The organism is Photobacterium sp., assembly GCF_057456235.1.
Window position 1 is genome coordinate 124,827 of the sequence record NZ_JBVCPH010000014.1, and the last position, 15,864, is coordinate 140,690.

Sequence of the window (15,864 nt, forward strand, 5' to 3'; positions counted from 1 at the left end):
GGGGCACCTGAAAATTTTGTGATGAATAATGAGCAAGCTAAGTCTTAAATATAAACTAGAAAAATTTGTGTTTGTATGCTTATTTTATTGGTATCGCAATTGTTTTTCAGTGGAGTACTGCTATGAGGCCAACAATAAGATTTAGCCTGTTCCTCACTGGATTATTGTTATTAACGGGAATGGCGGGGTGTGCGACCCGACATGATCAGTTGGCGGAGTTAGGTTTTACCCGTGATTATCTTGATGGCTACCAGGACGGCTGCAGTAGCCGTAAAGAACAAACGACCACGTATATCGATGGCTTCCGTCGTGATCCGGAGCGGATGTTGGCCGACATGAAATACGCCAGTGGCTGGAGCGATGGTTTCGAGCAATGCTATGCCAATAATGCGGACTATTACTGACGGTATCTATAACTCATAGATGAACGTCAAAAAAGGCCGCGAGTTCGCGGCCTTCTTAAGTCTAACGCTATTCAGGCTGATAAAAACGTTTCATCTCATGCATGACCTGCATCAGTGTCGACAACTTTGGTTTAGCTTCATCCATTAATTTGTAGTTGTTATCGTAAACGCGGTAGTTGCCATATTTATCGACCACTGTAGTGCGGTTTTGCTGTATTACGACAATGTCACGACTGTCACCGGCTAAAATCCAGCGGCGTTTAGGATGTTCTTCAAACAGGTTGACGCCACTGCTGTAGATATTCGGTGATGATGAGACATTAAGCAGAGATTCCATCACGGTGGGTACCACATCAAGATGGCTGGTGGGTCGGTTGATCTCTGCTGCAACCTGATTGGGCCAATGAATGATCATTGGTACTTTCAATTGATACTGGCTGTAGTTACTGTTTGCCCCCCAGCTATTGGTACCCGTTTCATTGAACTCCGTGCCATGGTTAGCGGTGATAATAACAACGGTATTATCCAGTTCCTGCTTTGCAGCGAGTTCTTCAAAAATATCAGCCAGCAGCTCATCGACATAATAGGTAGCATTACGGTAGCTGTTTTTAAGTAACAGCGTAGAGTCAACGCCCTTGGCGTTTATCTTGACGTTACCAAGCGAAGGAGTGAATTGCGGCACATAATCCCCCCCCTCTTCAAACTCTTGTACAGACTTCAGCTCAAGATAGCTAAACCAAGGTTTTTCGTTGTTTTGACTCGTTAACCAGGTTTTCCAGTCAGCAATAGCCAGTTGGTCATTCGGCTGCAGGCTTTGATTGGAAGCCAGACTCTCTTTCGCTTGCTTAGTGTTAAAAATAGCCTGGTCGTAAATTGGCTCTTTAAACTGATTACCACTGAACAGACCGAAGTCGTAATTGCGTTCTTTAAGGGTATTTAGCAGAATTGGCGTAGAGCCTTCAGACTGTACACTATTGATATAACCACCAGGCAGGCCGTAGAACAAGCCAAAGATGCCGGTCATATTGTCATTGCTGGCACTGTAGTGGTTTTTGTAGTTTAAATTCAGGTTAGCAAAAGCAGTCAGGTAAGGCATGGTTTGCTCATTCACCATGTCACTGCGTAAGCTATCAATCATCACAATCAGTAAGTTATAATTAGTGCCATGATTGTTAAAGCTCAGTTTTTCAATGGGGTAGCGGATCCGTTCACTTTCGTCTAAACCTTGCTCAGCCTGGCGTTTAACATAGTCCTGACGATCAAGGAGACCATGTTTCTCCATGAAGCTTTTCGCTGTCATCGGGTAAGATAACGGAAAGTTTGAACGCTGCATGGTGACGGGGCGATACAAATTAGCATCCGCCCAGATATAGAGCAGATGGCTAGCCAGGAAACATAAACCAAACACGGTGGCTATCGGCACACCCACGTGCTTGCGCGTGAGCTTTCTGAGTTTTCGCCATAACCATTCTGACAGAATTAATTGCAGCAGGAAGATGATAGGAACAACCACAAACAGGTATTGCCAGCGGGCATTCAGTTCGGTTTTCTCACCACTTAACAGTAGATCCCATACCAGAGGGCTTAAATGTAACTCAAGACTCTCGTAGGCATGAGTGTCTAACAATAACGTTGTCAGACCTATTGTACCAACTAACACCGCAAACAGACGCATCAGGCGCTGAGACGGGATCAGAAAACTGGCAGGAAAAAGGATTAAGATATAAAAACCAAAGACAAGAAACCCGAAATGTCCGACCCAGCTCAATCCAAGATAAAGCTGTCCCAGTAGCGTTTCAGGCCATTCAGATTGCACAATGTAACGCGTGCCTAAAAGCATGGCTGCGATAATATTGAAAAAGCTGAACCAGTGTCCCCAGCTGATTAGCTGCGAGACTTTGTCTTTATAATTATTTCCGCTGGCGACCATAAATGTCTGTTCTTCTCAGTCTGAAATGCAAGCTTACAAAAAGATAAGCTTAATCTTCTTTAATTGAGTTCAGCAGAGCTTGTGCGAATTTTCCCGCGATAGCTTTCTTTTGCGATGCCGGAACATCGGCATTGATGATGTTAGTCGCAATATTACCCACCACCATAAGTGCAAGTTCTGCAGAAGCGTTATGGTTTTCAAGTACGTCGTACACATCGCTAATGATCTGTTCAACTTGCTGATTGCTATATTTTGAAGTAATTGGCATAGGAAGTCTTGTTTAATGTCTTAGTTTAAAGTTTAAGAAAGCGGCTTATAATAACCTACACTTTACTCTTACTGAAAACCTTTTCCATTATGAGCCTTATACTTTCGAACGTCATCCTTCACCAACTGACAAAAAATGATCAAGATGAGCTTGAGATTCATCTTAGAAAACAAATGCTTGACCAGGATAAATCAACAGAAGACCTAGTTGCTGAACTGCATCGAGTATATAGCAGTAAAGGTGCCAAAGGGTTCGGACATTTTGCTGAAGACAGCGAATTTTGTCATTGGTTGAAGCAATGTCGCACTGGTGAGCTGGACTTTTTGACATTTTCTAACCAATCAGCCCAGCGATTACAGGCTGAATTAGCAAAATACCCGTTCGCTGAAGCCGGCACCTTGGTGATGGCTGAATATCAGTCATTGGCGACGGATTACCTGTTTATCGGTTTGTTGCCAACCCGCCACAGCATGAAAGTTACCGAACAGCTGGATATCAGTGCAACTGATTATCTGGACGTGGCTAAAATGGATATCGCGGCACGTATCGATCTGTCGTCTTGGGAAACGAATGCGGATTCCAATCGTTACCTGACGTTTATCAAGGGGCGTGTGGGCCGTAAGATCGCTGATTTTTTCTTGGATTTTCTGCAGGCGGTTGTTGGTTTGGACGTGAAAGAACAAAACCAGGTGCTGATGCAGGCGGTGGAAGATTTCTGTGCCGACTCACGTTTAGATAAGGAAGAGAAGCAGCAGTATCGTAAGCAGGTTTACGATTACTGTAACGGGCAGCTTCAATCCGGTGATGAAGTGGCAGTGAAAGAACTGGCTGGTGAGCTACCTAATGCTGAAGACGGGACAAACTTTTACGAATTTACGTCAAACCAAGGGTATGAATTGGAAGAGAGCTTTCCTGCCGATCGCACATCTATGCGTAAGTTAACCAAGTTTGTTGGCTCTGGCGGCGGGCTAACGATTAATTTCGAGAGTATGTTGCTGGGTGAGCGTATTTTCTACGATGCAGAAACTGACACGCTGACTATCAAAGGGACCCCACCTAATTTAAAGGATCAGCTACAGAGACGTTTGAGCAGCGATAACTGATCTAACACCAACCGGTATAACATGCTATGCACGTGAACCACCTTTGTTGTGACGAAGGTGGTTTTTTATTATCTTCGAGGTGAGAGGTCGTGTCTGTATTATAAGACATAATCTTACACCGATATAAAGCTCATTGCGTATTGGATTTCGTCTGGGAATTTGTCTAAAGTTAAGGTAGTAACTAGTTGTATGAAAAGAAGATTGGATAGGGTAGTCCCCATTTTATTTTCTGATCCGATAAAAGGAACTAGCATGGATGACCGAGAAACTGTACTTTCGCTCCAGACGGAAAAGACTGCAGCCAGTCACCGTAAAATCAGATTGCTACTCTCGAAGAAAGTACTTTATGCCTTCGTATTGGTGATTATGTCGAGCGCTGGCCTGTTTGGTTACCTGTCATTTCAGTCTTTGCAAGTGCGAGATGTCATTGGTCTGATTTCTCAGGTTGAGTCGGAAGCTGAGCAACTAAGAAGTACCGTCACCGTGAATATGGCGGTGCCTGTATCTGCCCAACGCCATGTGTCGGAGGCACTCCGTAAACACCTGCTTGAACTCAACGGTGTCTCCGTTGCCAGTCAGTTTGAAGAACCGCTGAAGACCTTAATTTTACAAGGCAGACAATTTACTGAGAAAGTCGATAAGGCGTTAATGACCGGGCAGGTGATCCCTCAGTCAGAGGTCCAAAATATTAGCCTGAGCAGCTCTCCGAACCAGTTTTATACGCTTAAAAATGATTTGCTGGCTTATGACTTCTGGTTATCCCAGATGAACCTGATACTAATGGCTGTCGTATCACTTTCAGGGGTGATGGTGACACTCTATGCCGCGAAGAGGGCTGACGAAGTCGCAACTGCCGGCGTATCAACAACAGAAGCATTAATCACCCTACGGGGAGAAGAAGTTAATACTGCCATTGTCGTTGCAATGCCAGTAAAAGAGATCAGTGAGGCTGAAAAAGCATTAATTACAGAATTGATGACAGCGATACCTCAGCCTGCAGAACCGTCAGAGATGGGGGAAGATATGTCTCCGGTGGAATTGACAGAAAAGGCTTATTTACAACAAGAACCAATATTTGATGTTCAATATATCTTAGACAATATGGATGGTGACAAAGAGTCTGTAATAATGCTGCTGGATATCTTCCTTGAGGAGCATTCTGGTGACGGGGATCTCCTGAAAAACTGTATTGAGCAGTCTGATTTCGATAAGGCCCGTCTATTAATGCATAGCTTGAAAGGAGTGGCGAGCAATCTCGGATCGCCGTCATTGCGGTCGATTTCCGAACGGGTTGAGTATGGTTTAAAAAAGAAACACACCGTGACCAGTACAGACTGTATGGCTCTCAGTCTGGCGATTAAACAGGTAGTCAGTGCAGTAGAAGCTTATTTGGAAGCCGAAAGAGGGCTATCGGTGGATTCCCCACAGGCAGTTGACGTTGAGGGGATAACAAAAATGTCAGTCTGTTGAGGTTAATACCAATCGGGATAAGGATCTGGCCATTTTCTGCAATAATCCAGCCTCTAGAGGATAAGATTGTGATCAATGCACAAATTTGATCCTTATCAATAGTTGGTTTTTGAAGGGGTGGATAATAGCCGCCCTATGATTATTCTAAATAAACAGTCAGTTCGAGCACAGCGTGAACTGGATACGGTGAAAGCGATGATTCGCCTATATTGTAAAACGCTGCACCGTGGGGCGATTGTTTGCCCTGAATGTGAAAGTCTTTTTGAGTATGTTGAAAAAAAGGTTGATAGCTGCCGTTTAGCGGAGGAAAAGCCAGCCTGTTTGAAATGTCACAGGCATTGTTATCACCCCGCCAAACGTCTGCAAATGGCGCATGTAATGCGCTGGGCGTTACCGAGATTTACCTGGCGTCACCCGCTACGGGCATTACAATATAAATTTGATCGCAAGCGTCTGAATGACAGTCTGCCATCACGCAATATTACGGAGTACCTCAAGCAACTGTTGATGCTTTGATGTGCGACGGAGATTAAAGAGAAGGCTGCCAGAGGCAGCCTTTTTGTTTGCTTACGGTTATACCGATTGGTATTAATTATGCGGCTTTCAGTCCCAGACCTACCAGCCAGGTCGCAATACGGTCATCCGTCAGTTCTGGCTGACGGTCTTCATCCAGTGCTAAGCCGACAAATTTGTCATCTATTACCGTGCGGGAGTCATTAAAATCATAGCCGTCAGTGGACCATTGACCGATGAGCTCCCCCCCCCTCGTAACTATTTAGTCGCTTTTATTTCTCTTCCAGCCACCTAACTGCTCTAGCAATTGCAGTTTGTGCTGGACTTGCTCACGCAAGCGTTCGAGGTTGGCCTGATACTGCTGCGGATCACGGCGCAATACCTGGGTAAAGCGGGCTTCGCGGCTGATCAGGGCCGGATTAGACCTCGACTAGCTCAATCTCAGGTTGTGGGTTCAGCAAAAGAAAAGCTAAACATCAGTTCAGATCAAAAACAGAAAATTATCCTGGCACCTCACCGTAAAGCTTTACATGATTTATGTGGCGATGTAAAAAGTACATCATTATAAATGTGAAGGTCCATATATGCAGAATTCTCTTGAGCAAGCCATGTTGCAAATTGCGCTCGACCTCAATTTAAACCTTCCTTCCGGGCATCATTACCAACGTTTAATCCAATCATTGCAATCGGTATTACCATGCGATGCGAGTGCGTTATTTATTCTTGATGAGTCAGGTTTGCTTTCTGCCGCCGCGGTAAACGGCCTGTCAGAAGAAGTGTTAGGGAAAAAGTTTGACCCGAAACAACACCCGCGTTTGCAGGCTATTATGGACAGTCGTCAACCGGTGCGTTTTCCGGCAAGCTCAACCTTGCCTGATCCCTTTGACGGTTGGCTTAAAGATGATCCTAACCGCTCTATCGACGTTCATGACTGCATGGGTTGTAGCTTGTATGTCGAAGATCACTTAGTCGGCCTTATTACGATTGATGCCATGCAGATTGGCGCATTTAAACGTGTTGATGATATTACCGTCGCGACCTTTGCGGCACTCGCTGCCGCGACGATACGAAATGTGAATCAGGTGGAGGCGCTGCGTAAAAGTCACCGCCAGCAGCAGAGCATGAACCAGGTATTGATCCAGGAGGCACGAGAGAAAAGTGGTGAGTTAATCGGCATTAGCCCGGAAATGGAAGGCTTGCGTAATAATATCAATATGGTCGCGCATTCTGATTATGCAGTGTTAATTAGTGGTGAAACAGGAACGGGTAAAGATCTGGTCGCACATGCATTACATGCGAACTCTTCCCGGGCCAAGCAGCCGATGATCTACGTTAACTGCGCAGCGCTGCCTGAAAGCCTGGCAGAAAGTGAGCTTTTTGGTCACGTGAAAGGTGCCTTTACCGGCGCCAGCAGCAACCGTGCTGGTAAATTTGAGCTTGCTGATGGCGGTACTATTTTCTTGGATGAGATTGGTGAACTGCCATTACTGATGCAGGCGAAACTACTGCGGGTGATCCAGCAAGGTGAAGTTCAGCGGGTTGGCGCAGACAAAAACATATTTATTAATGTGCGCGTCATCGCGGCCACCAACCGCGACTTACCGCAAGAAGTCGAGGCGGGGCAGTTTCGTCGTGACCTTTACCATCGCTTGAATGTATTCCCAATTAAGGTGCCAGCCCTGCGCCAGCGGCAAGAAGATATTGCGGTACTATCCGGCTATATTTTAGATCGCGTGCGACTGCAGTTTCATGTCGCCAAACTCCAACTGCACCCACAGGCATTAACGGCATTAGAGCATTATCATTGGCCGGGTAATGTACGTGAATTAGAGCATACGCTGATGCGGGCGGGTTTACGTGCTATTCAAGATCAGCAACATCTGATCGGTAAACAGCATCTGTCAGATGAGGTAAGCCATAAAACAGGCGCAGTAGAGCATGGGAATACTTCAGCATTACCCAACACGCCTTTTGAGCTGCGCGGCGCGGTAGAGCGTTATCAAACCAAGTTGATCTCCCATGCATTGCAACAGTCCAACTTTGTTTGGGCGCAAGCGGCGGAGTTTTTGCAGATGGATCGCGGCAACCTCTACAAAATGGGTAAGAAGTTGGGGATAAAACCCAGCAAGTTACGCGATGAATTAATCTGATTTTTATGAAACAGCCCAGCATTTTGAACGTTGTGATCTGTTTGGCTATCAGCGCTTGATGTGATAATCACATCAAGCGCTGATGTGGTTATCACATCAATCCTAACGTGGCTTGGCGTAAAGCTCTTAAATATCAACCAAGTACGTATTGGCACGTTTGCTGCATATAGTTAGTGAGATCTTTGTTAATACGAAATCAATAACATAACTATAGTGGAGTTTTTAATGTTCTGTATTCAATGTGAGCAAACTGTTCAAACACCTGTGTCTAAAGGCTGTTCTTATACTCAAGGTATGTGTGGTAAAACGGCGGACGTTTCAGACCTACAAGATGTATTAGTATTTAACCTACAAGGGGTGTCTTTTTGGGCTGATCTCGCACGTAAATATAACATTATAGATGCCGACATTGACGCTTGGGCACCACGCGCATTCTTCTCTACGTTAACCAACGTTAACTTTGTGCCAGAGCGTATTACTGAATACACCGAAATTGCAGAACGTTACAAGATTCAACTACGTACTCAGGTAATGGCAGCGGCAGCGGCTGCGGGTGACGAATTACCAGAACTCTCTCCGGCAGCGCAATTTGTATTGCCAGCGACGGCAGAAGAAGTGATGTCATTCGCACCGGATGCTGCGGTTAACCGTGGTCATGACGAACTGCATGAAGACATTATTGGCCTGCGCCTATTATGTCTATATGGCCTGAAAGGTGCTGCGGCATACATGGAACACGCGAATGTACTTGGTCAAAATGACGAGTCTGTGAGCGGTGAATACCACCAAATCATGGCATGGTTAGGCACTGACCCCACCGATGCCAATGCGTTGTTAGAAACCTCAATGCAAATTGGCCTGTTAAACTACCGTATTATGGAAATGCTGGATAAAGGCGAGACAGATACCTTCGGTCATCCGCAGCCAACACAGGTAAACGTAAAACCAGTAGCAGGTAAATGTATTCTGGTATCTGGTCATGACCTGCATGATTTAGAAAAGATCCTGCAACAAACCGAAGGCAAGGGTATCAATGTTTACACCAATGGTGAAATGCTACCAGCCCACGGCTACCCTGAATTAAGCAAATACCCGCATCTAGTCGGCAACTTCGGTAGCGCTTGGCAAAATCAGCAAAAAGAATTTGCTAACTTCCCGGGTGCGATCGTGATGACATCAAACTGTCTGATCAATCCAAACGTAGGTCAGTATGCAGATCGCCTGTTCACGCGTAGCATTGTTGGCTGGCCGGGTGTTGTGCATGTTGAAGGTGATGATTTCTCACAAGTGATCGAATGTGCATTGGCGCAACCTGGTATTGCACACACTGAAATAGAACACATGATCACCGTTGGTTTCGGTCGCAATGCATTAATGGCTGCAGCACCCGCTGTTATCAATGAAGTGAAATCAGGTAACATCAAACACTTCTTCCTGATCGGCGGCTGTGACGGTGATAAAGAAGAGCGTAGTTACTTTACTGACCTTGCTGTGAACACGCCAAAAGACTCGGTTGTGTTGACCCTGGCTTGTGGTAAATACCGTTTCAACAAAAATGAATTTGGTGACATCAACGGTATTCCACGTCTGCTGGATGTGGGTCAATGTAACGATACTTACTCTGCTATCCAGTTGGTATTGGCACTTGCTGAAGAGTTTGATTGTGGTGTTAATGAGTTGCCATTATCCATCGTTTTATCTTGGTTTGAGCAAAAGGCCATTGTTGTACTATTGACGTTATTTGCTTTAGGTATCAAAGGAATTCATACCGGTCCTACAGCACCAGCGTTCTTAACTGATAACTTAATCAAAGCATTACAAGATAACTTTGATATGCGCAGTATTGGTAATGTTGATACTGATTTGGCGGCCATGCTAGCGAATAAATAAGCAATACTATTGTGGTCAAATTCCTGCGTAGGCAAGTGTTACGCTTCTTTAAAGGAATCCGAAATAGTTAGCGACTAACGAGAAGCGGCCTAAATCTGTTTGCAGCTTAGGCCGCTGTATCTGTTATTTGTAATTAATTTTATCTGTAAATTATTTTTATCTATAGGTGCAACTATGCCTTCTTCGTCAAAACCGTCTTCAACATTGTTACCACCTACACTTAAGCCCCTTAAGCTCAATAGTTCAGGCCTTGGTCAATCAACAAATAACGCGGAAAAAGCTGCGCCTGTAAGTAGTAAATTGCAAACACCGAAGCTAAGCTTTTCTCTCGGTTCTGACTCAAATAACAGCGCAAAGGCTAATCCAATCGCAACGCCAAGCTCCAAGCTAAATACAAAACTGCAAACACCTAAATTAAGTTTCTCACTCGGTGAGCCGACAGCCAAGGTTGCTGCAAAGCCGACAGCATGGTCACCGGAAAAAACCCCGTTAGTATTGGTACAGCGTGAATATGAAACCCATGATTCAATGAGTTTTACGTTTGCGAGTGCAGACCATCAGCTCTTTGACTTTAAACCCGGTCAGTTTGTTACCTTGGCCGTTAACATCGATGATAAAACCCATTACCGCGCTTACTCTATTAGTTCTATCCCACAACAAAAGCAACTGCGTTTAACCATTAAACGCGTGCCTGATGGCTTGGTATCTAATTGGCTGGTGGATAACCTGAACGTCGGTGATACCTTGTCAGCACTGAACATAGCGGGTCAGTTCAACAGCACAGATTGCACGCACAAATCCAAGCTGCTGTTTATCAGCGCGGGTTGCGGTATTACGCCTGTGATGTCGATGGCAAAAACAATGCTAGCGGCAGACAATAGCGATGTTGACATTGAGTTTTTACATTGCGCTAGAGATAAAGATAACGTTATTTTCCACGATGAAATGAGTGAGATGGCTGTCCAGCATACCCAGTTCAACGTGCAATTATTATTGGAAAATAGCACAGGTTTTAGTGCGCAGAGTGAATTGGCACACCAAACCGGCATGGTCAATACTGAAGTAGTACAGACGTTATATCCAGATCTTGACCAGCGCACCATCTTCCTTTGTGGTCCGGTCGGTTTTATGAAAGCAGTGCAGGCAATCGCCGAACAAAGCGGTTTTGATATGGCGCACTTCTTCCAGGAGAGCTTTACTCCCGCGGCTGATAATGCCCAGCAGGATGCACTTTCTACTGTGAATAATGCCGCTGAAACTGATCTGGCAACGAATGTGATGTTGCATGTGCCTGATTTTTCGGTGGCGGCTGAAGTGAAGCAGGGGACGTCATTATTAGACGCCCTGGAAAAACATAACGTGCCCGTGATTGGAGCCTGCCGAGCGGGTGTTTGTGGCTCATGCAAATGTAAGGTGACATCCGGCACGGTAACGTCAACGAGCACGGAAACGCTTACTGCGGCTGAAATTGATCAAGGATTCGTACTGGCTTGCTCAAGCACTGTGCAGGGCGATGTTGCGGTGGCGCTGAGTTAAGTTAAGTAATCGCTTCATCTGTTCCACGTGTGAGAAGACAAAAAACGTCGATCATTTTCTAATAGGAAAAGGGCTACAAAGCGCCTTTTCTTGTTAGCTTTACTGCATGGTGGTGATATCACCATCAAATTCAGCCTTTCCCTATTCTCGCTTTTGTCCCATTTCATCAAGTTAGCGCTGTTACTCGCTATGTTTTTGTGGCGAGATTAGAGTTTATGGTTTTTTGTTATATTTAATGTATTTATTACAGGTGGTTATTCCTTTTAGTATGTTATTTATTGTGCTGTATATTGTTGTTATGCGTTGTTTTAACATATAAAAAGAGCGCCTAAAGGCGCTCTTGCTGTTTTAAGTGCTTACATTACTTACGCAGTTTGTTGTGTAACGGCCAGGTTCTCTTCTTCATCCAAATCAGCCGTTGCTGTCGGTGGGCAACGGTCTACAAACCAACCCATGTAAGAAGAGACAATCGTAACCAGAATACAGACGAAGCTTAGCCACATGAAAGGGGCATAAGAGAACGTTGCAACTCCCAGAATACTTGCCATGTAGATACCATTATCACTCCAAGGCACCATCCCCGATGTCAACGTACCGCCGAACTCAGCGTTACGAGACAGGTTCTTACGCTGATAACCTAAACGGTCATAGTTCTTCGCACAGATTTTCGGTGTCAGGATCAGTGATACATACATCGCTGAACCGAAGACATTACCCAGAAAAGCGGTTGCAATGGTTGATACCGAGAGGCTGCCCGCAGAGTTAACACGCTTCTCAAACAGTTTAGCGACGGTTTGCAGTACACCCACTTTATCAAGCAGGCCACCAAAACCCAGACCGAAAATGATTACCGCGACTGAGCCCAGCATGGATGACATACCGCCACGGTTCAGAATCGCATCAATGAAGTCAACGCCAGAGCTGATAGAAAATGGTGCCCAGGCCGTGTTGAATGCAACAAGTGGATCCATGTCCTGAACCATAACAGCCCAGACAATACCCAGCAGAGAGCCCAGAGAGATCACTGGGAAAGAAGGCAGACGCATTGCTAGCAGAGCAAGTACGATGATAACCGGCACAAATGAGAACGGAGAGATAACAAACTGGTCTTCCATTGCCAGAATCACAGAATCAACCTGAGCCATATCAACGTTACCGGCATAGTGCAGGCCTGCACCGGTAAACAGAATACCTGTAATGACGTAGCTGATTAGCGCTATTGGGAGCATGCCTTTAATGTGTTCCATTACTTCTACGTTAGACATAGAAGAAGCCAGGATCACTGAGTCGGATAGCGGAGACATCTTGTCGCCGAAGTAACAGCCGGAAAGCACGGCACCAGCGGTCATCGGTGCTGGAACGCCAAGGCCCTGACCAATACCCATCATAGCAATACCAGCTGTACCAGCGGCACCCCAGGATGTACCTGTTGCCAGTGCCGTCAGTGAACAGATGATCATAGTGGCAAGCAGGAAGATGGACGGGTGAATTGCTTTCAGACCGTAATAAATGATGGTCGGAACAATACCACCTGCGATCCAGGTACCGACCAGGGCACCAACAGCAAGCAGGATCAATATGGCACCTAAGCCGTTAGAAATACCATTGGTTGCTGCTTTTTCTAAGGATTTATAATCGTGACCGAGTTTTAAACCCAGAGCCATGATGATGAACCAGCCGATATAAAGCGCCAGCTGGATGGGTAAATCAAGTTTAGCTGTGAAAGAGAAAGCCAGCGCAAGAAAAAGACCAAGGGCAAGTATCACTTGCGATAACGATGGTAATCTCACTGTCTGTTTGTCCATACTTCTAACCTTTTTAATCAAGCCTGTAAAAGGGAATGTCCCTGAAATTAGCGTTTACGGGACGCTGATAATTAGTAGTTGCTATGACCATTGAGTCACTCTTTAGAGTACTCATGTTATTTCGGCGCCACTCTATCTAAATGGCTAATATACTGCGATAGATATTGTGCTTTTCTGTGACCTGAATCTTCCAGTAGCTATAAATGGAAGTAATTGCACGTTAATATGTTTTATTGCTGTTAATTTCAGGTTTGTAAGTTGTGCTCTTGCTGTTTTTTAACCGTTTTATTGTTTGAGTGTTTATGTTTATAACTGGCGTGTAACTGGATATAAAAGTCTGCCAGTTGATTTTTACATAGTTTATCCGACTTTTTATTCATTGAATGTTAGGTTATCAGGGTGGGGGGAGTTTTTCAAAATTTCATAGTTAACCTGTATTTTATTGATTGCATCGTGAAAGTAGGTTTTGGCTCGTAAAACACCCAATCAATCACGCTTAAGGTGGCTGATTAATCGCTTGTTGATGTTTTTCTAGCCCGGTATGACCACCTGATATGAATGGTATGGGTGAGTGGATGAATACAATCTTTTCGGGTTAAGCAAGCCATCACTATCGGGGCAGAGAAGGTTTTTTATGTGTTTTCTTTAGATTATGCTTGTTTTTCGGCGTTTAAAACTCTATAGATGGGAGTCCAAATGCCAATCTGATTAAGTAGCGGAGCATGGCAATGAACGAGATTAGTGTGTAATTGAGAACAGGGAGTGTAGTAAGCAATGATGAAAGTTGGTTTAGTCGGTTGGCGTGGCATGGTTGGTTCTGTGCTGATGCAGCGTATGGTTGAAGAGGGTGACTTCAATTATATCGAGCCTGTTTTTTACTCGACATCACAAGTAGGTATCCCTGCTCCTAATTTGGGTAAAGATGCCGGCTTACTGCAAGACGCTTTTGACATTGAAAGCTTAAAACAACTGGATACCGTCATTACCTGTCAGGGTGGCAGCTATACAGAGAAAGTTTATCCGGCATTGCGTGCAGCAGGCTGGAAAGGTTACTGGATTGATGCGGCTTCGACACTGCGTATGAATGATCAGGCGATCATTACCTTAGATCCCGTTAACTTAGAACAAATTCAGCAGGGAATTCATTCTGGTACCAGCACCTTTGTTGGCGGCAACTGTACGGTCAGCTTAATGCTGATGGCTGTGGGTGGTTTGTATAAAGCAGGCCTGGTTGAATGGATGACGTCACAAACGTATCAGGCTGCTTCTGGTGCCGGTGCGAAAAATATGCGTGAGTTAATCAACCAAATGGGCGTGATTAACGATACGGTATCTAGCGAGCTGGCTAATCCAGCAACGTCTATTTTAGATATTGATCGCAAAGTAGCTGAAACTCTTCGGTCTCCAAGTTTCCCGGCGCAGGAATTTGGTGCGCCGCTCGCGGGTTCATTGATCCCGTGGATTGATGTCAAGCGTGATAATGGCCAGAGTAAAGAAGAGTGGAAAGCATCGGTTGAAACCAACAAGATCCTGGGTCTGCAAGATACCCCAGTTCCAATTGACGGCACTTGTGTACGTATTGGTGCGATGCGTTGTCACAGTCAGGCATTAACGCTGAAACTGAAGAAAAACGTTCCTCTTGATGAAATTGAAGAGATGATTGCGTCACACAACGACTGGGTTAAAGTGATCCCGAACGACCGTGACATTACGGTTCAGGAACTGAGCCCGGCGAAAGTAACAGGTACGCTATCGGTTCCTGTGGGTCGTTTACGCAAACTGGCAATGGGTGATGACTTCCTCAATGCCTTTACGGTCGGCGATCAGTTGCTATGGGGTGCGGCAGAACCACTGCGTCGTACACTGCGGATTATTTTGGCTGAAAAGGCCTGATGGATCCAAGCTGTAAAATACAGGCGGCACAGTAATTGTCGTCTCGGTTAATACAAAAAGACCTCGCATTGCGAGGTCTTTTTATTGCAGCTGATAGATTTAATCAGCTATCAGATCAAAGCATCAAGCTGCCAGGTTTTTCGCGACGAAATCCCAGTTTACCAGTGCCCAGAACGCATTCATGTAGCTTGGACGAAGGTTACGGTAATCAATGTAGTAAGCGTGTTCCCACAGATCAACAGTCAGCAGTGGCGTTACGCCTTCTTCCGTTAGTGGAGTACCTGCATTAGACGTGTTAACGATATCTAGAGAACCGTCGGCCTTCTTAACAAGCCAAGTCCAAGAAGAGCCGAAGTTGTTGATTGCAGAATCGGTAAACTTCGCCTTGAACTCATCGAAAGAGCCGAAAGCTTTAGCGATAGCATCAGCGACTTCGCCTGTTGGTTCACCACCAGCGTCAGGGCTTAGGCAGTGCCAGTAGAAAGTATGGTTCCAGATCTGAGCGGCATTATTAAATACGCCACCAGTTGACGTTTTGATGATCTCTTCTAGAGATTTTGCCTCAAGATCAGTACCTTCAATCAGGCCGTTTAGCTTAACAACGTAAGTATTGTGGTGTTTACCGTGGTGGTATTCCAGCGTTTCCTGAGAGATATGTGGCTCAAGAGCGTTGATTGCGTACGGTAGAGCGGGTAATTCAAATGCCATTGCTCAATTCTCCATTTTAGTATTTGAGAGGGCAAGCCCTCGACATTGCTTCCGGTAGACTTCAGGTCTACTTTATAGTTTGAATCTGACTTAGTTTATTTTAGCAAGTTTTTACTTTATTAAAAGCATTTATCGGTAAAAAAGCAATTTAGAATGTCCTTATAAATAATAGGCATTTTTTTCCGGTCCGTGAC

13 protein-coding genes are annotated in these 15,864 nt (G+C 45.1%); 9 read left to right on the forward strand and 4 right to left on the reverse strand.

What is annotated here, in order from left to right; genetic code table 11:
* Positions 1 to 122: 122 nt before the first annotated feature.
* Positions 123 to 404 carry a hypothetical protein gene (locus tag AC2204_RS15680; RefSeq protein ID WP_318926616.1) on the forward strand — a complete coding sequence of 94 codons (282 nt, stop codon included), beginning with the start codon at positions 123 to 125 and terminating at the stop codon, positions 402 to 404.
* 67 nt (positions 405 to 471) lie between these two features.
* On the opposite strand, the gene AC2204_RS15685 is transcribed toward AC2204_RS15680, so the two are convergent.
* Positions 472 to 2,334, reverse strand: coding sequence for a DUF3413 domain-containing protein (locus tag AC2204_RS15685; protein WP_318926617.1), 1,863 nt, complete (start codon positions 2,332 to 2,334; stop codon positions 472 to 474).
* Positions 2,335 to 2,383: 49 nt separating this feature from the next.
* Positions 2,384 to 2,602 (reverse strand): YejL family protein, encoded by a 219-nt coding sequence (locus AC2204_RS15690; RefSeq protein ID WP_318926618.1) that lies wholly within the window; start codon positions 2,600 to 2,602, stop codon positions 2,384 to 2,386.
* Between the two features lie 89 nt (positions 2,603 to 2,691).
* On the opposite strand from AC2204_RS15690, the gene yejK reads away from it, so the two are divergent.
* The 7 genes from yejK to AC2204_RS15725 all read left to right on the forward strand — a co-directional run bounded on the left by yejK (position 2,692) and on the right by AC2204_RS15725 (position 11,264).
* Positions 2,692 to 3,705 (forward strand): nucleoid-associated protein YejK, encoded by a 1,014-nt coding sequence (yejK, locus tag AC2204_RS15695; RefSeq protein WP_318926619.1) that lies wholly within the window; start codon positions 2,692 to 2,694, stop codon positions 3,703 to 3,705.
* Between the two features lie 252 nt (positions 3,706 to 3,957).
* Positions 3,958 to 5,175: an Hpt domain-containing protein gene (locus AC2204_RS15700; protein WP_318926620.1), complete on the forward strand. Its 1,218-nt coding sequence runs from the start codon at positions 3,958 to 3,960 to the stop codon at positions 5,173 to 5,175.
* A 135-nt stretch (positions 5,176 to 5,310) separates the two neighbouring features.
* Positions 5,311 to 5,691 carry a nitrous oxide-stimulated promoter family protein gene (locus tag AC2204_RS15705; protein WP_318926621.1) on the forward strand — a complete coding sequence of 127 codons (381 nt, stop codon included), beginning with the start codon at positions 5,311 to 5,313 and terminating at the stop codon, positions 5,689 to 5,691.
* A 313-nt stretch (positions 5,692 to 6,004) separates the two neighbouring features.
* Positions 6,005 to 6,256 carry a hypothetical protein gene (locus AC2204_RS15710; RefSeq protein ID WP_318926622.1) on the forward strand — a complete coding sequence of 84 codons (252 nt, stop codon included), beginning with the start codon at positions 6,005 to 6,007 and terminating at the stop codon, positions 6,254 to 6,256.
* Between the two features lie 16 nt (positions 6,257 to 6,272).
* A complete protein-coding gene (gene norR, locus AC2204_RS15715) occupies positions 6,273 to 7,838 on the forward strand; it encodes a nitric oxide reductase transcriptional regulator NorR (protein ID WP_318926623.1) in 1,566 nt (521 codons plus the stop codon).
* A 225-nt stretch (positions 7,839 to 8,063) separates the two neighbouring features.
* The gene (gene hcp, locus AC2204_RS15720; RefSeq protein WP_318926624.1) at positions 8,064 to 9,728 is read left to right on the forward strand and encodes a hydroxylamine reductase; all 1,665 of its coding nucleotides are present in this window, start codon (positions 8,064 to 8,066) and stop codon (positions 9,726 to 9,728) included.
* Positions 9,729 to 9,902: 174 nt separating this feature from the next.
* A complete protein-coding gene (locus AC2204_RS15725) occupies positions 9,903 to 11,264 on the forward strand; it encodes an FAD-binding oxidoreductase (protein ID WP_318926625.1) in 1,362 nt (453 codons plus the stop codon).
* Between the two features lie 365 nt (positions 11,265 to 11,629).
* Here AC2204_RS15725 and nhaC read toward each other — a convergent pair whose 3' ends face one another.
* The gene (nhaC, locus tag AC2204_RS15730) at positions 11,630 to 13,069 is read right to left on the reverse strand and encodes a Na+/H+ antiporter NhaC (RefSeq protein ID WP_318926626.1); all 1,440 of its coding nucleotides are present in this window, start codon (positions 13,067 to 13,069) and stop codon (positions 11,630 to 11,632) included.
* Between the two features lie 777 nt (positions 13,070 to 13,846).
* Between nhaC and asd the strand changes: the two genes are divergently transcribed.
* Positions 13,847 to 14,962: an aspartate-semialdehyde dehydrogenase gene (asd, locus tag AC2204_RS15735; protein ID WP_318926646.1), complete on the forward strand. Its 1,116-nt coding sequence runs from the start codon at positions 13,847 to 13,849 to the stop codon at positions 14,960 to 14,962.
* A 123-nt stretch (positions 14,963 to 15,085) separates the two neighbouring features.
* Here asd and sodB read toward each other — a convergent pair whose 3' ends face one another.
* Positions 15,086 to 15,670, reverse strand: coding sequence for a superoxide dismutase [Fe] (gene sodB / locus AC2204_RS15740; protein ID WP_318926627.1), 585 nt, complete (start codon positions 15,668 to 15,670; stop codon positions 15,086 to 15,088).
* Positions 15,671 to 15,864 lie beyond the last annotated feature (194 nt).